The sequence below is a fragment of the Streptomyces sp. NPDC059740 genome (assembly GCF_042733155.1).
GTDB lineage: Bacteria > Actinomycetota > Actinomycetes > Streptomycetales > Streptomycetaceae > Streptomyces.
The window spans coordinates 245,260-267,154 of sequence record NZ_JBHWGP010000004.1 but is presented as its reverse complement, the minus strand read 5'-3'; the positions used below and the strand labels follow the sequence as shown (position 1 = coordinate 267,154).

The window sequence follows — 21,895 nt, the reverse complement described above, 5'->3', positions numbered from 1 at the left end:
CGGCGTCGCGTCCGTGCAGCCGGACCCCTGTGCCGTCGGCTGTCTCCCCGCCCAGCACCAGCCGCCAGCGTCGCAGCCGTTCCTCCCCGCCGTGACGGCTTCCTCCATCCGGCTCGTCGGGCTCGTCAGGGCGGACGGGGTCGCCGAAGGCGGCGGGGCCGACGGGGTCGACGGGGCGGTGCCGAGCGTCCCGGTCCGCCACCGTCCGCGGGTCGGTGCCGGCTGGTGAGTCGTCGGCGCCGGGGAACGGACGGGTGACTGCCGGGGAGGGCGGACCGGCGACCGGGGCGGCCGGGGCGGCCGGCGAGGTGGGCGGAGCAGCCGGACCGGTCGGTGCGGTGAACGGGGCGACCGGTCGGAACGGCGACGGGGTTCCCGGTGCGCATCGTGGTACCGGCCGGCGGGGTACGGCTGCGTCTCCCAGCAGCAGACGGAGGGTGGGGGTGGTGGCGGCGGCGCGGTCGCGGTCCATGCCGGGGCCGAACCCCGGCGTCATGCTCATGCCGCCTGTCGGGTCGGTGGGCTGTGGACCGCCGAGGGCCAAGGCTCGCAGCCTCTCTCCGAGCGTCCTGCGCACCGCCGGGTCGAAGGCGGAGAAGGTGCGGCGCAGCAGCGGTAGCGCGTCGGTGAAGGCCGCGTCGGTGACGCCGCTCAGCCAGTGATCCAGGAGGCTGGTGAGCCGTTCGTCGTGGATCAGCAGGACTCCGCCGTCCGCCGCGCTCACGAACCCGTCGATCCAGGCCGCCGCTTCCCGGGCGGGCGTGGCCCGGGAGAGAGCGAGCCCCGCCAGCCGGCGTGCCTCGTCGCCCGTCACCTCTTCCTGATCGAGCAGGAGGCGCAGCGCACGGCCCCTGACCTGGCCGACGACCGTCTCCCGCGCGGCGAGAGTGCCCAGCACCGCGGTCCAGCGGTCGCGGAGAGCCGACGAGGGCGAAGGACCCGCCACGGGTGGACGGACTGCCTCACCGTCCCGGCCCATGTCCTCGCCACGGCCCATGGCGTCGCCACGCCCCGCGTCGTCACCACGCCCCGCGTCGTCACCACGCCCCGCGTCGTCGCCACGCCCCGCGTCGTCGCCGCGGCCCGTGTCGTCACGAGGGCCCGCTCTGTGGCTCCGGTTCGCTGCACGGCTCAGGTCCGCCGTGTCGCCTCGGGTCGGCCCGCCCTCCCGGGCTGCTTCGTCGCCTCGGCGCGGCCCGTTGCTCCGGCTCGCGCCGGTGCCCGTGCCCACGGCTCGCTCCTGGTCGAGCAGGGCCACCGCCTCATGGGTGGTGTCGAGGTGACGACGGACTTCGGCGGCGCCTCCCTCGTCCAGGCCGGTACACGCCGACGGCAGTCCCAGGAAGACGCGTTCCGCCAGGCCCGTGGCCACCTCACGCAGAGCGCCGGCGTCGGTGCCGCGCACGTCGCCGTAACGGAGTGAGCGGACCAGGGCGGGCAGCGCACCGGCGAGGTGGCCGATGTCCGTGTCGAGAGCCGCCCGGTCACGCAGGGAGCGCAGCACCTCGCCGAGCGCGTCCATGAGCCCTGCCAGCAGGCAGCGTTCGGCCAGGGCAGTGACCTCCGCGAGGTCGGCGGCGGCTCTCGCGTCCGCCCGGGCACGGGCGGTGGCCGCCGCCTCGACCGTCGTCCCCCAGACACCGGCCTCGGCCACCCGCACGGAGAGCTCCGGCTGCCAACTCAGCCGCCAGGTCTCCCGGAAGGTGCCGGTGGATACCCGCGAGCGGACCGGCACACCCCACGGGATTCCCAGCACCGTCAGCCGGTGCAGCAGACGGCTGCGCGCCAGGTCCGTCGCACCGCGGAGGTCCAGCTCCATCTCGCGCTCGGCGGTCCCGGCCCGCAGCCGCAGAGCGCGTTGGGCACGGGTGAGGTCGCGTTGGAGGGGGACCGACGGGGCCTGCGCCGGTACCGACCCGAGTCGGTCACCGACCACGAGCCGCTCGTGGACCAGTGCGGAGGCGGCGTCGTGGCCTTCCCCCATCACCGCGCGGACCGCGTCCGTCACCTCTGTGAGTCCCGCCAGCGGCCGCCCCCGGAGGGCCGCCAGCCCCTCGGCCAGCCGAGCCGCCTCGATGACGTGAGCCGGCGAGACGGGGTGGTCCGCCTCGCGCAGGACCGCGGCGACCCTGGTCATCCAGCGTTCCACCGGCCGGTCGGGGGAGGCGAAGAGGTGGGCGTACCAACCCGGTGCGTCGATGCCGGCGCCGTAGCCGGAGCCGCGCGCCAGGCGGCGGTCGGTCCAGGGGACCCAGGTGGCCGTGGTGCGTACCCTCGGCAGCTTCCGCAGCAGGCGCCGGTCGGCAGCCTGGGTGGTCGGGAGGGTGAGTGCCGGAACGTGCCAGGCGCCGCAGACCACCGCGACCGCGTTCCCGTACTCGCGCCGCGCCTCTCGGAGGCGCATCCTCATGTGCGCCTCCCGCAGCAGGTCGACGGCGTCCTCCCCACCGGGGGCCGGGTGCCGGTGAGCGCCCGGGACCTGCGACTGCGGGCGGGTACCCAGGGCCTTCGGGTCCGGAGCCCCGCCCCCGGCCCCGGCGTCCCCTCCGTACCTGGAAGCGTCGTCGCGGCCGCCTCGGAGCGCCGCCATGGCTTCGGCCAGTGCGGCGAACGGTGCGAGAGGGTCCGCCGCAAGGCGGTCGGCGACGCGGTGTTCGACGGCGTCCTCCCACCAGCGTTCGGCGTCGTCGTAGCCGGCCGCCTCGGCGAGGGCTGCGACGGGGTCGCCCCGCAACGTGCTCTCCGCACCCCACGCGCCGGCGGGAGCGGCGTCCGGCTCCGCCTCGTCCGCACCGACTGCGGTCCGGCCGGGTTCCGCCGCGGCGAGGGCGAGGGTGGTGGCGGCGGGCAGGTCGACGAAGCGGACGGGGACGCCGCGGGTGACGGCCCAGCGCAGGGCCACCCACTCCGGGGAGAACTCGGCCAGTGGCCAGAAGGCGGCCCGTCCCGGGTCGTCGGTGACGTGCGCCAGCAGGGCCACGGGCGGTCGCATGTCCGCGTGGCCGACGAGGGGAATCAGGGCGTCCGCCTCGGGAGGGCCCTCGACCAGCACGGCGGCCGGTGCACAGTGGTCTAGGGCGGCGCGCACGGCGCGGGCGGAGCCGGGGCCGTGGTGGCGCACACCCAGCAGCAGCGGCCAGGTCACGGTGGTCACGGGGCCACCTCCCGGCAGGCTCGGTAGAGGTCCTGCCAGCCGTCCCGCTCGCGTACGACCGTCTCCAGGTACTCCTGCCAGACGTCACGGTCGGACGGCTGGTCCCGGACCACCGCGCCGTGGAGGCCCGCTGCCACGTCCCCGGGACCGAGGCGGCCGTCCCCGAAGTGCGCGGCGAGCGCCAGGCCACCGGTGACCACCGAGATCGCCTCGGCTGTGGAGAGCGTTCCGGAGGGGGACTTGACGCGGGTGCGGCCGTCCGCCGTCACGCCCTCGCGCAGCTCGCGGAAGACGGTGACCACCCTCCGGATCTCGGCGAAGCCCTCCGGCGCCGGGGGCAGGTCCAGGGACCGGCCGATCTGGTCGACCCTGCGGGTGACGATGTCGACCTCCTCCTCCACTGTGGCGGGGAGCGGCAGGACGACGGTGTTGAACCGGCGCCGCAGGGCGCTGGAGAGCTCGTTCACCCCGCGGTCGCGGTCGTTGGCGGTGGCGATGAGGTTGAACCCGCGGACCGCCTGGATCTCCTGGCCCAGTTCGGGCACCGGCAGCGTCTTCTCGGAGAGGAGCGTGACGAGGGTGTCCTGGACATCGGCCGGGATGCGGGTCAGCTCCTCCACGCGGGCCGTCAGGCCTTCCGCCATGGCGCGCATGACCGGGCCCGGCACCAGCGCCTCGCGGCTGGGGCCCTGCGAGAGCAGCCGGGCGTAGTCCCAGCCGTAGCGCATCGCCTCCTCGGGGGTCCCGGCGGTGCCCTGGACCAGCAGGGTGGAGTCGCCGCTGACCGCGGCGGCCAGGTGCTCGGAGAGCCAGGTCTTGGCCGTGCCGGGGACGCCCAGCAGCAGCAGTGCCCGGTCGGTGGCGAGCGTCGTGACGGCGACCTCCACGATGCGCCGCGGGCCGATGTACTTGGGGGTGACGACTGTGCCGTCGGCGAGAGTGCCCCCCAGCAGGTAGGTGGCGACTGCCCATGGCGAGAGCCGCCAACGCGGCGGTCGCGGACGGTCGTCGGCGGCGGCCAACGCGGCCAGCTCGCCGGCGAACGCCTGCTCCGCGTGCGGTCGGAGCACCTCGTGGGTCGCCCCGTCCCGCGCTGTGGCGCGAGTCGTCGAGGTACCGGATGGCGCAGGCATGACTCCCCCAATCACCGCATGGCGCCGATGCCGTGACCACGGCACCGTGTGACTCCCTCACTGTGCACGGCCCCACTGACAACGACCCGGTTACCTGCGATGACCTGTGGCTTTTCCTCTACGTCTGCCGCGAACGACCACGGCCCGCCGCTCTTCGGTCACCGGTCCCGACGCCGTGCCTCCCCGCGCCACGCCCTCGCCCGGGCCCGGCCGGATGAGCTTCCCCGGCGACCGCCCCGTCCCGCCCACACCCGTCTCCCTCCCCACCCTTGCCCACGTCCACGTCCCGTCCCGTCCCCTCTCCGTCCCGTCCCGCCCCGTGCCCTCTCCGCCCCGTTCCGTCTGCCCCGCGCATCCTCCGACGCCGCCTCAGCTCGACATCCCGCAGGTCAGTTGCCCTTCACGGGGCGTTGTCAGTGGCGGGTCGTAGCTTCGTGGACATGGATGCACAGGGGGAAGCACGGACGGTGGCACGGGGGCTCGAAACGGAACCCGGCGCGGCGTCCTGTCGTGCGCAGGACGAGCCGGCCGTGCGGGGACGGGCGGGGGCCGGGCCGTTCCCGCACGGCACGGAGGCGGGGGCGGTTCCCGTGGCACCGGCGGCGGCTGGGGGGAGCAGGCGGGCCGCACGCCGGTGGGAGCGGGTGACGAGCGGCGCGACGGAGTTGGAGCGGCACCTGGCCGACCTGCTGGAGTCGGGTCTGGCGACCGCCGACCGCCCGGGGTACGGGGCGTGGGAGGAGACGGCAGCCCGCATGGTCGACGCCCAGGCACCCGGGCTGGCCGAGCGGGTCCGGGGTTTGGCGGCGATCCCGGGGTCGGACCCCCACTGGCCTTCCCGGTTGCTGGAGGAGTGTGCCCTGACCCACCTCCTGGACGAGGGGATCCGGGCGGTGGCGACGCTGCCGCGCCCGCTGGCGGAGACCGTGCGCACCCGGGCGGGCCTCACCACGGACTCGGCCGAGGTGCTCCACGGCCCGGACGCCTCGACACTCCGGGACCGCTGGCTCGTCCTGGGCAGGCGCGAGGCTCGTGAGGGCCGGGTGGCCTCCCGGAGGATCTGGTTACGCGGTGAGCGGTCCCGGCGCATGGCGCTGCACCTGGCGTTCAGCGCCCCTGGTCGGCCGTTCGAGCTCCGGCTCGAACCGGGGACCGCGGTCGACGCGGAGTTGGGCTACTACCCGGCAGCCGCCCCGCTCCGGGTGGCCCTGGGGCCCGACCACGGCGAGCCGGCCCCGGGACGGGTCCCCGACGGCGTCGGGGTCCATGCCGCGCTGGCCGCCTACGGAGACGCTCTCCGCGACGATCCCTGGCAGGAGGCGTGGCCGGTGGTACTCGCGGACGTCGTACCGCTACCGGCCGGGGAGGACGCCCAGGGCTGGCAGATAGCCGACGCGGAGGGCGAGTCGGCCCTGCCGTTGGACCCACGCTTCCTGCGTCGTGCGGGTCCCTGGCGGCTGGCGGCGCTGTCGGGCGGTTCCCCGCTGACGGTCTTCGGCGAATGTGGTCACCACGGCTTCCTTCCGCTGACCGCTTGGGCGCCCGACCCGGTGATGCTCTGACCGGCCCGACCTGCCCGACGGCTCTGCGCCCCCGACCGCGATACGACGTAGCGCCACCTCGCCCCTTCCACCCCCACAACCACAACCGCAGCCGCAACCGCAACCGCAACCGCAACCGCAACCGCAACCGCAACCGCAACCACTTTCACACCTGCGTCCGCACCCGCGCCCACGCCCGCGTCCACATCCGCATCCGCATCCGCATCCGCCCGAAGGAGGTACCCGTGCACTCGCCAACATGTTGGCCGGATCTGCTGTCCGCGGCGCTGCTCGGCACGCGTCGGCGTCGAGCGTCGTCTGCGGAGCCCGAGGGGCGCAGCTCCACCCTGGCGCTTCTCGACGCCGCTGCCGTGAGCACCGTGTGGCGCAGGGCCTCGCTCCGGCCTGCGATCGCCGCGGAACGGTTGCCACTCGCACCTCACGATCCGCGGCCGGCGCTGCCTCCGGCCGCCCGCCGAAGGCTGGCGAGTCTGCTGGCGGGACGCGAGACCACGGCGTCCGGGACGCACGGGGGCACCGATCCCGACCTCGCGGAGCTCCTGCCCGGATGGCTGGGGGCAGCGCGGGAACACGGCTACCGAGCTCCTGAGGAGCTGCTTCCGGCCCTGCTGGACGCCGCCCGAGGTCGCACCGACCTCCGTCCTGCAGTACTGGCGTTCGGCGGCCCGCGGGCGCTGTGGCTGGCCCGGATCAATCCGGAGTGGCGCTTCGCGCTGCGGGCCGCGGCCGACGGTGGGAGCGGAGCGGCGGACATCGGTGCGGCCCACCGGACGTGGCAAGAGGGCCTGTTCGCCGAACGCGTCGCCCTTCTCTCGGCGGTCCGGGAGGCCGACCCGGCGGTGGGGCGGGAGCTGCTGTCCCGGACCTGGTCCGGGGAATCGGCGGAGGACCGCCTGATGTTCCTGGACGCCCTGCGGCCGTCGTTGGTCGAGGCGGACGAGGTCTTCCTGGAACAGGCCATGGCCGACCGCAGCACCTCGGTGCGCGCGCTCGCCGCCGAACTCCTCTCGACGCTGCCGGGTTCCGCCCTGGCGGCCCGCATGGCCGTCCGCGCCCGGGCCTGTGTGCACCTGGTCGCCGAGGGCGGTACCTGGCGCATCCTCGTCGAGGCTCCCTACGAGTGCGACGCCGGGATGCGGCGGGACGGCGTCACGGCCCGGCCCCCCGCGGGGCGCGGCACCCGTTCCTGGTGGCTGACACAGCTCGTTGCCGCCGCACCGCTGGAGACGTGGCGCAGTCACCTCGGGGGTCTGACACCGGCCCGGTTGGTCTCTCTCCCGGTGGCCGACGGGTGGCGGGCCGAGTTGCACGACGCGTGGTGCCAGGCGGCAGTCCGACAGGGAAACGCAGACTGGGCCAGGGCCTTGGCAGGCGTTCCGGTGTCCGCTGCGGAGACGACGGCGGCCGTCCCGGTCTTCGACGTACCGGCACCGGGCGGCTCCTCGCGGGACGTGGCGCGGCTGCTGGCGGTGCTGCCTCCGGTGGAACGCGCGGACCGGGTGGCCCGGTTCATCGCCTCGCACGGTCTGTCGCACGCTTTCCAGCTGCTCGCGGTGTGTGAGGTGCCGTGGTCGGAACCGCTCGGGCGCGCTGTGGTGGACGCACTGGACATCGCTCGCGACGCGGGCGGCTACCCCTGGAGTTTCAGCGGCGTGATGGGGCTGGCCGAACGCTGTCTGGCCCCGGAGGCCGCCGACCACCTCCGGTCCCTCACCGCGATACCAGAGCCCGCGCCGGACACCGTGCCGGGGGCGGGCGGTTACTGGTCGGAAGCGTTCCAGCGGCTGGTGTCCACGCTGGAACTCCGTGCCCTGATGGCGGCCGAACTCGACGGTGCTGCGGACGGCGGGCCTTGGCTACCTCCCCGCCCCGCCGCCTGACGGAGAGGTTCGGACGCCTGGGAGGGAGCGTCGAACGCCCGTGGAAGTGGACGCCCGTGCAGGGAGCATCGGACGCCCGTGCGGGGAGCGTCGGACGTCCATGGGGGGACCGTCGGACGTCCGTGGGGGCGAGCCGCGGCCACCCCGTGGGGAGCCGGAGTGCCGGCCACCCGCAGTGGTCGAACCGCGGTCACCCGGTGGTGGGCAAAGCCCCGGCCACCCGGCGGCGGGCGGAGCGAGGTCGACCGGCCGGTGTGCCACCGCGGTGGGCGTGGGGTGCCCACACCGGGGCCGCCCCGCAACCTGGTCACAGCCACCTGACCGGCGCGGCCCGTGCCGTGCGATGCGCACGGCACGGCGCAGACAGCGGGGTCTGCTCGGCTGAACGCAACCGGCCGGACGCAGGAGCTGCCACGCCGACGGTGCCGCGCAGGAGACGCCGCGCGACGGTGCCGCGCAGGAAACGCCGCGCGACGGTGCCACGCCGACGATGCCGCGCAGGCGGTGGCCGGTGTCAGACCCCGCTGCGGCGCACGTGGGCGTTGACCCAGTCCACGATCGACGCGGTCGTGGCGCCGGGCGTGAAGATCTCGGCTACGCCACGGGACTTGAGGGCTGCGATGTCCTCCTCGGGGATGATGCCGCCGCCGAAGACCGTGATGTCCTCGGCGTCCCGCTCCTTGAGGAGGTCGACGACCTTGGCGAACAGGGTGTTGTGCGCACCCGAGAGGACGGACAGACCGATGGCGTCGGCGTCCTCCTGGATGGCGGTGTCGACGATGTGCTCGGGAGTCTGGTGAAGGCCGGTGTAGATGACCTCCATACCCGCGTCCCGCAACGCGCGGGCGATGACCTTCGCCCCTCGGTCGTGCCCGTCGAGCCCCGGCTTGGCCACGACCACGCGCAACGGCCCTCCGAGGCCGTCCGCGCCGACCGGGACCTGCTCCGCCGAGGTCCCGCTGTGCTGACCCGCCACACTCATCACTGCCTCCAAGCCAGGTGGACGCCGCCCGCGTCAATCGGACGGTGCCGAACCGACAACTCCTGAGGCCGTGCAGCCGTGACGGCCGCCGGCGTGGGGAACGTTATCGCCAGCAAGGGCTGCCGGTCCGCGCTGCGACATGCAGCGAGTGCGAAATCACACGTGTCCGCCTCGCACAGCCCGATTCGTCCATGCCCACCCGCCACCCGCCCGAAGCACGCAGTTCAACCTGCGTCCGCACCGCCCGCACCCGCACCTGCACCCGCACTTGCACCGAGGACACGGCACACCGGCACACCGGCACAGGCGAGGAACCCGCTGGACGTGCCAGGCCACCTGGGAACGCCCCGGGCCGACCACGGAACACCCCGGGTCGACCACGGAACACCCGCGTCGCCACGGAACACCCCGGGCTGGTCCACTGATCCCAATACCGCGCCCCTACCCCAACACCCGTGCACAGCGGACCAGTTACCGCACCGCCCCGACACCCCACCTCCCGACACCCACCCACCCCGGAAACCCCGATGTCCTACGCCCCGCACTTCCCCCCCGGCCAGGCATGCGTCATCACATGCCGCACCCATGCCGCACCGCATGCGCCGGCCCCATCGCGAGTCCGTTCGCCGCACGCCGCGCCTCCCCACCTGTGCTGCGCGGACCCATAGGGCGGGGCGTGTCCGTGGGTGGGGCGTCCGAGGGAGGGGCGCGGCGTGCGGCGTACACGGGGAGGAACGGGAACAGGGCCCCGGCAGGGGAACGACAGGCCGACGTGGTGTGACCGGGCCGTGTCGAACAGCAGAACTGCGGCCGGGCGGGCGCCGCAGAATCGGCACGCCGGGGCCACTGCGGGGTGGCGGACGGCCCGCCGGAAGATTGTCCGGCCGCTTACCGACAGGTACAGTCGCCGCTAATTCTCCTGCTGCCGAGGCGAAAGAGAAGTTGGTTGGTGGTGAACGCCCGTAATCCGTCGGAAGCTCCGCTCCCGGCCGGCCCCTCCGCGCACCACCCGGCGTACGCGCCCTACCCGCAGCCGTCCCGGGCCGACGGCTACGGCACACCGGCTCCTCACCCCTACAGCCCCGGCCCCGGAGCCGCCGAGGACCCGCTGTTTGGTGAACTTCCCGGCTCCTACAGCGATACCCACTCGGCCCCCACCTATGCGGGCGAACACGCGTGGCAGAGCTACGACTACGACTCCGCGACGCAGGGTGGCGGCGGGTACGGAGTCACCCCCTTCGACGGCCGGACGCCCGCCCCCTCGCCCTACGACCCGGGCACCTACCAGGACGCCACCTACGCCCACCCCGCCGGCGGACACGGCACCGGTCTCCACGACGGCGTCCTCGCCGAGCAGATCGGGCACCCCAGGCCCCCCGGCGACGACAACGACTCCTGGACGGGCGGGAATCACAGCGGCGGGAATCACAGCGGCGGGAATCACAGCTCCGCCTCCACGGACGGCGGCTGGTCGCCGGAAAGCGGCCGGCCATCGCAGGCCGGCTGGCCGGCGGACGGCGGTGTCCACCCGGCTGGAACCGCCGGCACCGTGGCGGGCTGGGAGACCGATCACCACTTCGGCGCCTTCCAGGACGTCGCCCCCTACGGCACCGGCCACTTCACGCCGGAGGTGCACGCGGCGGGCGCCCCCGTCGGCCTCCGCACCGAAGGCGGGCACCTCGACACGGTGTTGGTCCCTAACGTCACCGACACCTTCGGCGCTGTCCCGTACGCCACGCCCACCCTCGCCGACCTCAGCGTCCCGGCCGACGCGCCCTGGAGTGGTCACGGCTGGTCCGCAGCCCCGGCCGACGGCCCCCACCGCGACCGACCCGATGCCGTCACGACCGGGTCGGCGACCGCCTGGGGCCACCCCACCGAAGGGATGCACGCCGGCATCCCCGCGCAGGGCGGGCCCCCGCGGCAGCCGGCCGGACCGGGCGACGGCCTCGATGCGCACCAGGACCAGTGGGCCACAGTCGCCTGGGGCGACATGCACCTCCTCGACCCGACGTACGCCGGCCACCCGACGAACCCGGGTGAGGCCACCGCCCCGGGCGAGGCGACCGTCCTTTCCCAGGGCGTCCCCGGGCCGCCCCAGGGCGTACCCGCACCGCCCGCCGAAGCAGTCTTCGCTCACGCCGCCGCCGAAACCCTCACCGCCACATTCCCGTGGAACGCCGTCGGCACCCCCGAAGCCGCCCAGGTGACGGGCGTACCGGACCATGTGGACAGCGACCCGTCGGCAGCCCTGCACGGCGACACCCTCGGTGACGGCGACATGCCGGGCCATGCCGAGGAGGACGGCGCAGCCACCGGCACCTCCCGGGCCTCGTCGCGGTCGGCGGCGAGCGGTCGGACCGGTGCGGGGCGGGGCCGTCGCCGCAGCCCCCGCCCCAAGCGTTCGGCGCTGCTCACGGTGGCGGTGCCGTCCGTCGCGGCCATGGGCGTCTGCGCGGCCGCCGCCGCCTCGGTGACCGGCATGGTGGGAGGCAGCGCCGACGCGGAGGACTCGACCACACAGGCGGCGCCCGACGGGGCGACGGTCACCTCGGCGGCGGCCAACAGCCGGCTCGACACGCAGCTCGCCGGCGTCAGCGCGGGAGCCGACGACTTCGCTGACCGGGCCAGCCGGACCCAGGAGCGCATCGACCTCAAGCAGCGGCAGGAGGCGGAGAAGAAGCGCAAGGCGGAGGAAGCCGCCCGGCGCGAGGCGCTGCGTCCCAAGTTCGCGATGCCGGTGGAGCAGCACGGGTTGAGCGCCTACTTCGGCCAGGCGGGCGTCAACTGGATGTCGGTCCACACCGGCATCGACTTCCCCGTCTCGTACGGGACGAAGGTCATGGCCGCCACGGACGGCACGGTCCGCACCCAGTACAACTCCGCCTACGGCAACATGGCGATCGTCACCGCCCCCGACGGCACGGAGACCTGGTACTGCCACCTCAGCAGCACCCGGGTCCGTTCCGGCTCGGTGAAGGCGGGCGACACCATCGCCTACTCGGGCAACTCCGGCAACACCACGGGCCCGCACATGCACTTCGAGGTGCGGCCCGGCGGCGGGTCACCCATCGACCCGCTGCCCTGGCTGCTCAAGCACGGCATCGACCCCCGCTGACGGACGTCCGGACCGCCAGGTCGCCGACCCGCCAGGTCGCCGACCCGCCGGGTCGCCGGGTCGCCGGGTCGCCGAACCACCGGATCGCTCCTGCGTCCCGGCCGGATGGGCGATCCCTCCCGACCTCGCAGCCCGCTCCCCCGGCCGCCGGCGGGAACGGGTCACCGGCGAAGGCGGCCGGGTGGCCGGGGACGGCCGGGGACGACCGGGGCCCCGGCGGTCGCCTCCTGGCCACGCCCGGGCCGTCCCGGCCCTGCCTGGTCCCCGGCGAGCCGGGCCCCTTCCCGGCTCAGAGCTTCTCGACGGGGGCGTAGCGGAGCAGCAAGCGCTTGGGCTTCTCGCCGCCGAAGTCGATGGTGGCCTCGGCGTTGTCGCCGCTGCCCTTCACCCCTACGACGGTGCCGAGGCCGAAGCTGTCGTGCGTGACGCGGTCACCGATCTCCAGGGCGACGACCTGCCGCTCCCCGGCCCGGCGCGTGGCGAAGCCGCTCGGCCCCCTGGACCTGCTGGAGGACAGGCCCGAGCCGATGCCGCCGCCCTTGCCGGAGACCGACCCCATCGAGGCGGAGGGGGTGGACGGGCCCCGGCGGCGCCAGTCGACGTAGGCCTCGGGGATCTCCTCCAGGAAGCGCGAGGGCGGGTTGTAGGAGGGCTGTCCCCAGGCACTGCGCATCGTGGCGCGGGTGACGTACAGCCGCTCGCGGGCACGCGTGATGCCCACGTACGCGAGGCGGCGCTCCTCCTCCAGCTCCTTGGTCTGGCCCAGCGCCCGCATGTGGGGGAAGACGCCGTCCTCCATGCCGGTGAGGAAGACCGCCGGGAACTCCAGGCCCTTGGCGGTGTGCAGCGTCATGAGGGTGACGACGCCGGCGCCCTCCTCGTCGTCGTCGGGGATCTGGTCGGAGTCGGCGACCAGCGCGACCTGCTCCAGGAACTCGGCGAGGGTCGCCCCGGGAGCGGCCGTCTCCGGTCCGGCGGCCGCCGCGTCCGTGTCGGCGGCGTCCGTGTCGGCGGCGTCCGTGTCGGCGGCGTCCGTGTCGGCGGCGTCCGTGTCGGCGGCGTCGGCGTCCGGCTGCGCGCCGCCTGCCGCCGCACTCACACCCTCGGCGCTTCCCGCGGCTGCGGCGTCGGCCCCTTGTCCGGCGGGGGCGGCTGCGCCCACCGTCGCACGGTCCTGCTCGAACTCCAGGGCCACGGAGGCGAGTTCCTGGAGGTTCTCCACCCTGGTCTCGTCCTGCGGGTCGGTGGAGGACTGCAGCTCGGCGAGGTAGCCGGTGCGCTCCAGCACCGCCTCCAGCACTGTGGCGGGGCCGGCGCCGGACTCGGCTACGGTGCGCAGTTCCTCCATCAGGACGTTGAAGCGCCGGACGGCGTTGGCGGAGCGGGCGGCCATGCCGTACGCCTCGTCGACGCGGCGCAGCGCCTGCGGGAAGGTGATCTTCTCGCGCTGCGCCAGCGCGTCGATCATCGCCTCGGCACGGTCGCCGATGCCGCGCTTGGGAACGTTGAGGATGCGGCGCAGCGGCACGCTGTCCTCGGGGTTGGCGAGCACCCGCAGGTACGCGAGGATGTCGCGGACCTCCTTGCGCTCGTAGAACCGCACGCCGCCGACGACCTTGTAGGGCAGGCCGACGCGGATGAAGACCTCTTCGAAGACACGCGACTGGGCGTTGGTGCGGTAGAAGACGGCGACGTCCCCGGCGCGCGCGTCGCCCGCGTCGGTGAGCCGGTCGATCTCGTCGGCGACGAACTGCGCCTCGTCGTGCTCGGTGTCGGCGACGTAGCCGGTGATGGTGGCGCCGGCGCCGGCGTCCGTCCACAGGTTCTTCGGGCGGCGGTTCTCGTTCCGCTCGATGACGGCGTTGGCGGCGTTGAGGATGGTCTGCGAGGAGCGGTAGTTCTGCTCCAGCAGGATCGTCCTGGCGTCCGGGTAGTCCTCCTCGAACTGGAGGATGTTGCGGATGGTGGCGCCGCGGAAGGCGTAGATGGACTGGTCTGCGTCGCCCACCACGCAGAGCTCGGCGGCGGTCTCGGCCGGGCCGACCAGCTCGCGCACCAGGGTGTACTGCGCGTGGTTGGTGTCCTGGTACTCGTCGACCAGGACGTGGCGGAAGCGGCGGCGGTAGTGGTCGGCGACGTCGGGGAAGGCCTGGAGCAGGTTGACCGTCGTCATGATGATGTCGTCGAAGTCGAGGGCGTTGGCCTCGCGCAGCCGTGCCTGGTACATCCGGTACGCCTCGGCCAGCGACTTCTCGAAGCCGTCCTGGGCCTGGTCGGCGAAGGTCTCCTCGTCGACCAGTTCGTTCTTCAGGCTGGAGACCTTGGCGCTGAAGGACTTCGGCGGGAAGCGCTTGGGGTCGAGGTCCAGGTCGCGGCAGACCAGCGCCATGAGCCGCTTGGAGTCGGCCGCGTCGTAGATCGAGAACGACGAGGTGAACCCGAGCCGCTTGGACTCGCGCCGCAGGATGCGCACGCACGCGCTGTGGAAGGTGGAGACCCACATGGCGTTCGCGCGGGCGCCCACGAGGTCGGCGACGCGCTCCTTCATCTCGGCCGCGGCCTTGTTGGTGAAGGTGATGGCCAGGATCTCGCCGGGGTGCACCCGGCGCTCGCCCAGCAGGTAGGCGATGCGGTGGGTGAGGACACGGGTCTTGCCGGAACCGGCGCCCGCGACGATGAGCAGCGGAGAGCCGTGGTGGGCGACGGCGGCGCGCTGCTGCTCGTTGAGGCCCTCCAGCAGCTTCGCGGGGTCGACGGCGGGGCGGGGGGCGCCGTTGCGGTAGTAGGCGTCCGAGGAGGCCGGAGCGCTCTCGTAGGCGCCGCCGTACTTGCCGGCGTAGCCGCCCTCGAAGAGGTCGGCCGGGATCTCCTCCTGAGGGTGTTCCTCCTCGGGAGGGGGCGGCGGGCCCTCGTCCTTCGGGTCGAGGTCCGCCAGGAAGCTGTCGTCAAAGAGGCTGCTCATCGCCCACCGAGTCTAGGCCGCCGCAGCGACAGGTGGGGGCGCCTGTGGACAACCGCTGCGGTCCGCCGCAGGGCGTGCGCGTTCGGTCACCGCGGACGTCGGCCCGCGCGCCGGCCCCGCCGAAGCCGGGCCTCCGGGAGAGCGGGCCCGCGGCCTCCGGGCGGGCGAGCGGGGCGGACGCCGGTGCCTCCGGCCCGCTCGCCGGTCCGTTCAGGCGCGCTGGTTGGCCTCGATCTCCAGGGTGATCCTGATGACGTCGCCGAGCGCCGCAGCGGGCACGCCGGGGGCGACGCCGAACTCCGAGCGGCGGATCTCGGTGGTGGCGGTGAAACCGGCGGCGGGCTTGCCGTCCATGCCGGTGCCGAAGCCGTTGACCTCCAGGGCCAGGGTGACCGGACGCGTGACGTCGCGGACGGTCAGCTCGCCGTCGACGAGCAGGTCCCCGTCCGCGGCGCGGACGCCGGTGGAGGTGAAGGTCATCGCCGGGAAGGCCTCGCTGTGCAGGAAGTCCTCGGCACGGATGTGGGTGTCCCGGTCGGCGTTGCCGCTGGAGACGGAGGCCGTGCGGATGGTGGCGGTGACCGCCGACTTCTCCGGGTCCTCGGCGGTGGTGAGCTCTCCCTCGAACTCGTCGAAGCGGCCCTTGACCTTGGCGATGCCGAGGTGCTTGACGGAGAAGGACACCTCCGAGTGGACCGGGTCGATGGCCCAGGTGCCGACGGTGTAGCCGGGGATTTCGGTGCTGGCGACGGACATGTGACTCACCTCTGCGTCAGGGATGGGGAAGGGCGGACGAGAGGCGGTCCGCGCCGAACTCGTCGACCGTTCAACAACCTTGGCGGGGGCGGTGTTCCGGCGCCGCCGGTCACCCGGTGTGCGGCGGCCCGTCACCCGGTGGCGTCGGCGAGGGGAGGTCCGCTGGTCACGCGGTGCGTGGGGGGGGTTGCCGAAGTCCGGTCGGCGCAGGGTGTGTTCTTGGTCACGTCCACAGTACGGCGATGAAGATGTTGGCCATGGTGAGCCCGCCGACGGTGGCGAACAGCGGCTTGGCCACGCGCTCCTCGTCCCGCTTCACGTAGACCAGGCCCAGGATGACGATCAGGAAGAGCAGCTTGATGCCGAACTTGATGTTGTCGAGCGGGTAGCCCGCGCCCTGGTTGAGGCCGACCAGCGCGACGCCGGTGACCAGCATGGTGAGGGCCCCGTGCAGCATCGCGGGGGTGAACCGGGCCGTGCCGGCGCTCATGGCCTTCATCTGGGTGAGGAACCCGCCGAGGAGCGCCCCGATGCCGATGATGTGCAGGCCGACGAAAACGTTGATGGCTACGTCCATGGTCGGCGATCGTATCCGCCGGCCCCGGAGCGGCCGTCGGCAGGAGGGGGTCCGCCCGTCCCCGCCGGGCCCGCCGGCGTCCGCACGTCCACCGGGAGGCGCGCCTGTCCCGGGGCGGGCGGGACGACTTACCTCCGGGCGGGAGATGTGATGGACGGACCAGTTGATTCGGTCGTGAGAGGGGTCACTTCGTCCGGTTCGACCGAGCGTGACGAAGCCTTCCGATCGCGCGACGACCAGGTTCGGGCAATGCCGAGCAAGACGGTTCGGAGGGCAGGGGACGCCGCCTAGCGTCCTCGTCCAGGTGACCGATCCCGTCCGCCGGTCTTCCGTCCCGGCGGACGGCGGTCACCCCGCCGCGGTCCGGCGGCGCCCGTTCCCCCGTTGCGGGACGCCGCCGGACCGGGCGGCCCGGCTCGTCCCCCGCCCGAGAAGGAAGTGAGCGCCCCCGTGGCGTCCCACCGCAAGCCCAGGCACCGCCCCCTGGCCGGCCCCACCGCACGCACCGCCCTGACGCTGGCCCTGGCGGGCGCGGCGAGCACCACGGCACTGGAGGGCACCGGCCACGCGGCCCCCTCGCCGGTCGCCCACGACACCGGACGCACCGCCCGGCCCGGCACCGCCGAGGTCCGGGCCCGGGTGGCGGAGCTCTACCGGCAGGCCGAGGTCGCCACCGAGCGGTACGACGGCGCCCGGAGCGAGGCCGAGCAGTCCCGGCGCCGGCTGACCGGCCTCCAGGACGAGGCGGCGCACCGCACCGCGGCGCTCAACTCCGCCCGGACCGCCCTGGGCGCGGTGGCCTCCTCGCAGTACCGCGGTCAGGGCGTCGACCCCACGGTGCAGCTGGCCCTCTCCTCCGACCCGCGCCACTACCTGGAGGGCGCGGCCCTGCTGGACCGGGTAGGCGACCGCCAGGCCACCGCCGTGCGCGCCTACGCCCGGGCTCTGGACTCCGTGCGGGAGGTCGGCACGCGGGCGCGGCGGGAGGACGCCGCGCTGCGCCGCACCCGGCGGGAGATGCAACAGCGCAAGGAGACAGTGCAGGCCAGGCTCCGCAGCGCCCGGGCGCTGCTCTCCCACCTGACCGCGGCCGAGCGCCGGGAGGTCGCCGCGGCCGACACGGCGGCCGCCCCCGCCCGCGCCTCCCGCGACGCGGGGCCCCGCACCCTGTCGGGCGCCCCCTCCCCGCGTGCCGCCCGGGCCGTCGCCTACGCCTACGCCGCGCTGGGGAAGCCGTACGTGTGGGGGGCCACGGGGCCCTCGGCCTTCGACTGCTCCGGACTGACGCAGGCCGCGTGGCGGGCCGCCGGGGTCTCGCTGCCCCGCACCACCTACACCCAGATCAACGTCGGGAGGCGCGTCGGCCGTGCCGAGCTGTCCCCCGGCGACCTGGTGTTCTTCTACTCCGGGGTGAGCCACGTCGGGATCTACGTGGGCGGCGGGCAGATGATCCACGCGCCTCACCCCGGCGCCCCGGTGCGGCTCGCGCCCCTGGACCAGATGCCGTTCGCGGGCGCCTCCCGCCCGGTGTGAGGACAAACCGGCCGCGCGCGCCGCACCGGCTGCCCGTGTCTGCCGGTGCGGCGGTCCGGCCAGTACAGGTCCGGCCGGTGCGGCGGCCCGGTCCTCAGATGAGGCGGCGGGCGGTCGCCCAGCGGGTCAGCTCGTGCCGGTTGGAGAGCTGGAGCTTGCGCAGCACCGCCGAGACGTGGGACTCGACCGTCTTGACGGAGATGAAGAGCTGCTTGGCGATCTCCTTGTAGGCGTACCCGCGGGCGATCAACCGCAGGACCTCGCGCTCGCGCTGGGTGAGCCGGTCCAGGTCCTCGTCGACGGGGGCCGCGTCGGTGGAGGCGAAGGCGTCCAGCACGAACCCGGCCAGCCGCGGCGAGAAGACGGCGTCGCCGTCGGCCACCCGGAAGACGGCGTTCACCAGGTCGGTGCCGGTGATGGTCTTGGTGACGTAGCCCCGGGCGCCGCCGCGGATGACGCCGATGACGTCCTCGGCGGCGTCGGAGACCGAGAGCGCCAGGAAGCGCACCGGGCGGTCCTGACCGGTCATCAGGGAGGCGCTGCGCCGCAGTACCTCGACACCGCCGCCGCCCGGCAGGTGCACGTCGAGCAGGACGACGTCGGGACGGGCCGCGGCGATCACCGTGACCGCCTGGTCGACGTCGGCCGCCTCGCCCACCACCTCCACACCGGTCCGTCCGGTCTCGCCGATCTCGGCCTGCACCCCGGTGCGGAACATGCGGTGGTCGTCGACGAGCACCACCCGGACCCGGCGGCCGGCCGCCGGGCCGCCCCCTCCGGCCTCGGCGCCGGGCTCGTCACCGGCGGCTGCCGGTCCCTGTGGAGAAGGAGTCATGTCGGCTTCCGTTCCGTCCTGTTCTCGCCCCGGCGGCCGTGCGGGCCGGGTGTGGTCGTGGGCGCCCGCGACGCCGCGCGGGCGGATGCGGAGGGGGTGGCGCCGGTCCGGTCGTCCCGGCGCCGGCCCGGTGCCCGCCTCAGGCGGCCCGTTCGGTCTCCAGCTCCACCATGGTGCCCCCGTCCGGGGCGGGCCGGATACGGGCGGTGCCGCCGTGGCGGCGCATCCGCCCGATGATGGACTCGCGCACCCCCATGCGGTCCTCCGGCAGGTTCTCGGGGTCGAACCCCGGCCCCCGGTCGCGTACGGAGACGAACACGGTACGCCCCTCCACCTCGGCGAAGACCTGGACCGCACCGCCTTCGCCACCGTACTTGGCGGCGTTGACCATCGCCTCCCGCGCGGCCTTGATCAGCGCCTCCAGCCGCTCGTCGAGGTCGCAGTCGCCCACCACGACGACCTCCATCGGCACGCCGTGCTTGTCCTCGACCTCCGCCGCGGCCCGGCGCACCGCCTCGGCCAGCCGCGTCGGCTCCCGCTCCGCCTCCTCGGCCGCGGCGGTGGCGTCGCGCGGCTCGTACAGCCAGTTGCGCAGCTCGCGCTCCTGGGCCCGGGCGAGCCGGGCGACCTCGCGCGGGTTGTCGGCGTTGCGCTGGATGAGGGTGAGGGTGTGCAGGACGGAGTCGTGGACGTGGGCGGCGACCTCGGCGCGCTCCTGGGCCCGGATGCGCATCAGGCGTTCCTCGGAGAGGTCCTGGGCCATCCGCACCAGGTAGGGGCCGGCGAGCAGCGCGATGCCGACGACGACGGCGACGGCGGCCTGGAGCACCGCGCCCAGGTCGTGGAGGGTGCCGCGGAGCACGACGAAGGCCGAGACGCCCATGGCCACCAGCAGCACCCCGGCGGCGACCCGCAGCAGCGGCAGCGCGCCCTTGCCGCGTCCCATCTCCAGCCACTGGGCGCGGCGCGCGTTGTCGGCCTGCCGCCACACCAGGGCCACCCCGACGCCGATGAGCAGCAGCGGCCAGAGGTAGGGGCCGCCGCGGGCGCTGGGGAAGCGGGCGGCGAGCACGCCGGCGCCGATGAGGAGCATCACCAGGGCCAGGACCCGCCCCTTGTCCGGCCGGCGCCCGACGAGGCCCCGGTGCCGGCCGGCGGCTCCGCCCGGGTGGGCTGCGTCCTGCGTCCCGGGGCGTGCCCCGCCCACGCCCAGCGGCACCACGAACCAGAACGCGGCGTACAGCAGCGCCCCGAGGCCCTGCGCCAGGAAGAGGGCGAGGAAGACGATGCGGACCCAGGAGACGGGCAGCCCCAGGTGGCCCGCGAGGCCGCGGGCCACGCCGCCCAGCCACCGGCCGTCCGCACTCCGGTAGAGGCGGCGCGGGGCCGGCTCGTTCCGGTTGTCGGGTCCTGAGGAGTACCCGGTTTCCGTCCCGGGCGCGGCGGTGGTCACCCTCAGATCGTCACACGGCGTCGGTGGCACGGGCATCAGGGGCGACCCTGAGACGGCCCGGAGAACCGGGCCCGGCCCCACCGGGGCCCGGTCGGTGCGGGGGACTCGGTCCTCGCCTCAGTCGTCCGCGGTCACGCGCCGGAACCCGGCCTGCGCCTGGCTGAAGATCCCCTGGTTGGCGTCCCACTTCCCGTCGGGTGAGGAGAGGTAGAGGGCGTACTCCTTGCCGTCCGCGCCGAAGCCGAGGTCGATGGCGTGGGTCGAACCTATGCGGAACTCCCAGATCGCCGCCTCCTGCCCCTGGTACTGCGTGCCCTCCAGCCGCATCCGCTGGTAGCCCGGCTCCTGGGCGCGCAGGTCCTCCTCCACGTCCTTGAAGTGGCCGACCTGGTCGGCGCTGGGCAGCGGCAGTATGTCCACCTTGAGGTAGGCGGGCCCGTTCGGGGAGTGGTAGGTCACGCCTCTGCCCTGCCGCACCTGGCGGCTCCAGCCGTCGGGGACGGGTATCGCGTAGCCGAACTCCGGCTCGGCCACCCGGTGGAAGCCCGCGGGCAGCGCCGGCGGGGGCGGCAGGTCGGGTGAGGCGGACGCGGACGGGGAGTGCGTGGGACGGGCGTCGCCGGTCGGGTTCTCCGAGACGTGGGCGTCGGCGGTCCGCGTGCCGTCGTCGCGCATCAGCCACAGGGCGACGCCGCCGGTGAGTGCGGCGACGACCAGGAAGCCGACCACCGCCCACACGGCCGCGCGCCGGGCGCCGCCCGCCGTCTCGCTCCGGCCCGCGGTGTACGGGCTGAGCGTCGGGCTCTGGGAGAAGTACAGCTGGCCCGGGAGGCCGGGTTGCGGAGTGTGGGCCCCGGGTTGTGGAGTGTGGGCCCCGGGTTGCGGAGTGTGGGCCCCGGGTTGCGGGGTGTGGGCCCCGGGTTGCGGGGTCTGCGTCGCGGCGCCCGGGGCGGTGCTCGCCTCGTGCTGGGGGGCGGGGCCGTAGCCGCTGGGGCCGGTGTCCTCGTGGGTGTGGCGGCCGGGTGTGGCCGCGCCGCGGTGCCAGTCGCCGCTGAGGGTGTAGTGGGCCGTCTCGGGTTCGGCGGCGGGCGCGCGCAGTGCCTGCTCCACGGCGGCGGCACCCGGCCGGAGCTCCGGCTCCTGGGCGAGGAGCGCCTCGACGAGTGCCTTGAGCGGTCCGGCGTTCCGCGGCGGCGTCAACTCCCCGGTGGCGATGGCGTACGCCGTCTCCACGGCGGTGTCCCGCCGGAACGGCGGGCGCCCCTCCAGCGCCTGGTAGAGCGTCGCGCCCAGGGCCCACAGGTCGGAGGCGGCGGTGGGGGTGCCGCCCTTGACGATCTCCGGGGCGAGGTAGTCGATGGAGCCGATGAGTTCACCGGTCTTGGTGAGGGTGGTCGTGCCGCTGGCGACGGCGATCCCGAAGTCGGTGAGCACCACCCGGCCGTCCTCGCCGAGGAGGACGTTGCCCGGTTTCACGTCGCGGTGCAGGACGCCCGCGTGGTGCGCCGCCCGCAGCGCGGCGACCATGCCGCGGCCGATGCGCGCCGCCTCGGCGGGATCCAGCGGCCCGGTGCCCTCCGCGCGCGTGGCGGCGTTCTCCTTGATGGCGTCGCCGAGCGTCCGGGAGGGCACGTACTCCATGACGATGCAGGGCAGGCCCTCGTCCTCGACCACGTCGTGGACGCTGACCACGTTGGGGTGGTTGATGCGTGCGGCGGCCTGGGCCTCCCGCCGGGTGCGTTCGTTGCGGGTGGCCAGCTCGTCGGCGGCCAGTTCCGGCGACACGTGCAGCCGTTTGACCGCGACCTGACGCGCCAGCAGCTCGTCGTGCGCCCGCCAGACCGTGCCCATGCCACCGCGGCCGATCTGTTCGAGCATGCGGTACCGTCCGGCGACCAGCCGCCCGTCGTTCCCCGGCATCTCCACCGCGCTCCTCGTCTCCCCCGTACG

Annotated in this window: 12 protein-coding genes and 1 pseudogene; 4 read left to right on the top strand and 9 right to left on the bottom strand. The window is 74.5% G+C overall.

Annotated features, from left to right (window positions below; all coding sequences use genetic code 11):
* Positions 1 to 481: 481 nt before the first annotated feature.
* Positions 482 to 3,154 (bottom strand): annotated as a pseudogene (locus ACFV3R_RS07760) (DUF5682 family protein); the annotation flags it as partial.
* A complete protein-coding gene (locus tag ACFV3R_RS07755; RefSeq protein ID WP_385577157.1) occupies positions 3,151 to 4,287 on the bottom strand; it encodes an AAA family ATPase in 1,137 nt (378 codons plus the stop codon). The gene ACFV3R_RS07755 and the pseudogene ACFV3R_RS07760, both read right to left, overlap by 4 nt.
* A gap of 644 nt (positions 4,288 to 4,931) precedes the next feature.
* On the opposite strand from ACFV3R_RS07755, the gene ACFV3R_RS07750 reads away from it, so the two are divergent.
* Positions 4,932 to 5,849, top strand: a complete 918-nt coding sequence (locus tag ACFV3R_RS07750) for a hypothetical protein (protein ID WP_385577154.1) — start codon at positions 4,932 to 4,934, stop codon at positions 5,847 to 5,849.
* 203 nt (positions 5,850 to 6,052) lie between these two features.
* The gene (locus ACFV3R_RS07745) at positions 6,053 to 7,729 is read left to right on the top strand and encodes a DUF5691 domain-containing protein (protein WP_385577508.1); all 1,677 of its coding nucleotides are present in this window, start codon (positions 6,053 to 6,055) and stop codon (positions 7,727 to 7,729) included.
* Positions 7,730 to 8,243: 514 nt separating this feature from the next.
* Here the strand turns inward: ACFV3R_RS07745 and ACFV3R_RS07740 are convergent.
* On the bottom strand, positions 8,244 to 8,711 hold the full coding sequence (locus ACFV3R_RS07740) for a cobalamin B12-binding domain-containing protein (protein WP_385577151.1): 468 nt from the start codon (positions 8,709 to 8,711) through the stop codon (positions 8,244 to 8,246).
* A gap of 949 nt (positions 8,712 to 9,660) precedes the next feature.
* Between ACFV3R_RS07740 and ACFV3R_RS07735 the strand changes: the two genes are divergently transcribed.
* A complete protein-coding gene (locus ACFV3R_RS07735; protein ID WP_385577148.1) occupies positions 9,661 to 11,829 on the top strand; it encodes a peptidoglycan DD-metalloendopeptidase family protein in 2,169 nt (722 codons plus the stop codon).
* A gap of 289 nt (positions 11,830 to 12,118) precedes the next feature.
* Here the strand turns inward: ACFV3R_RS07735 and ACFV3R_RS07730 are convergent, their stop codons facing one another.
* The 3 genes from ACFV3R_RS07730 to ACFV3R_RS07720 all read right to left on the bottom strand — a co-directional run bounded on the left by ACFV3R_RS07730 (position 12,119) and on the right by ACFV3R_RS07720 (position 16,124).
* Positions 12,119 to 14,791: an ATP-dependent DNA helicase gene (locus ACFV3R_RS07730; protein ID WP_385577146.1), complete on the bottom strand. Its 2,673-nt coding sequence runs from the start codon at positions 14,789 to 14,791 to the stop codon at positions 12,119 to 12,121.
* A 210-nt stretch (positions 14,792 to 15,001) separates the two neighbouring features.
* Positions 15,002 to 15,547, bottom strand: coding sequence for a YceI family protein (locus ACFV3R_RS07725; protein ID WP_385577142.1), 546 nt, complete (start codon positions 15,545 to 15,547; stop codon positions 15,002 to 15,004).
* 223 nt (positions 15,548 to 15,770) lie between these two features.
* Positions 15,771 to 16,124, bottom strand: coding sequence for a hypothetical protein (locus ACFV3R_RS07720; protein WP_385577139.1), 354 nt, complete (start codon positions 16,122 to 16,124; stop codon positions 15,771 to 15,773).
* A gap of 438 nt (positions 16,125 to 16,562) precedes the next feature.
* Here ACFV3R_RS07720 and ACFV3R_RS07715 point away from each other — a divergent pair, with 438 nt between their 5' ends.
* Positions 16,563 to 17,657: an NlpC/P60 family protein gene (locus tag ACFV3R_RS07715; RefSeq protein ID WP_385577136.1), complete on the top strand. Its 1,095-nt coding sequence runs from the start codon at positions 16,563 to 16,565 to the stop codon at positions 17,655 to 17,657.
* Positions 17,658 to 17,751: 94 nt separating this feature from the next.
* Here the strand turns inward: ACFV3R_RS07715 and ACFV3R_RS07710 are convergent, their stop codons facing one another.
* The 3 genes from ACFV3R_RS07710 to ACFV3R_RS07700 all read right to left on the bottom strand — a co-directional run bounded on the left by ACFV3R_RS07710 (position 17,752) and on the right by ACFV3R_RS07700 (position 21,865).
* The gene (locus ACFV3R_RS07710) at positions 17,752 to 18,492 is read right to left on the bottom strand and encodes a LuxR C-terminal-related transcriptional regulator (protein WP_385577133.1); all 741 of its coding nucleotides are present in this window, start codon (positions 18,490 to 18,492) and stop codon (positions 17,752 to 17,754) included.
* A gap of 139 nt (positions 18,493 to 18,631) precedes the next feature.
* Positions 18,632 to 19,981, bottom strand: coding sequence for a PspC domain-containing protein (locus ACFV3R_RS07705; RefSeq protein WP_385577130.1), 1,350 nt, complete (start codon positions 19,979 to 19,981; stop codon positions 18,632 to 18,634).
* An 81-nt stretch (positions 19,982 to 20,062) separates the two neighbouring features.
* Entirely contained in the window at positions 20,063 to 21,865 is a 1,803-nt protein-coding gene (locus ACFV3R_RS07700; protein ID WP_385577127.1) for a protein kinase, read from the bottom strand.
* Positions 21,866 to 21,895 lie beyond the last annotated feature (30 nt).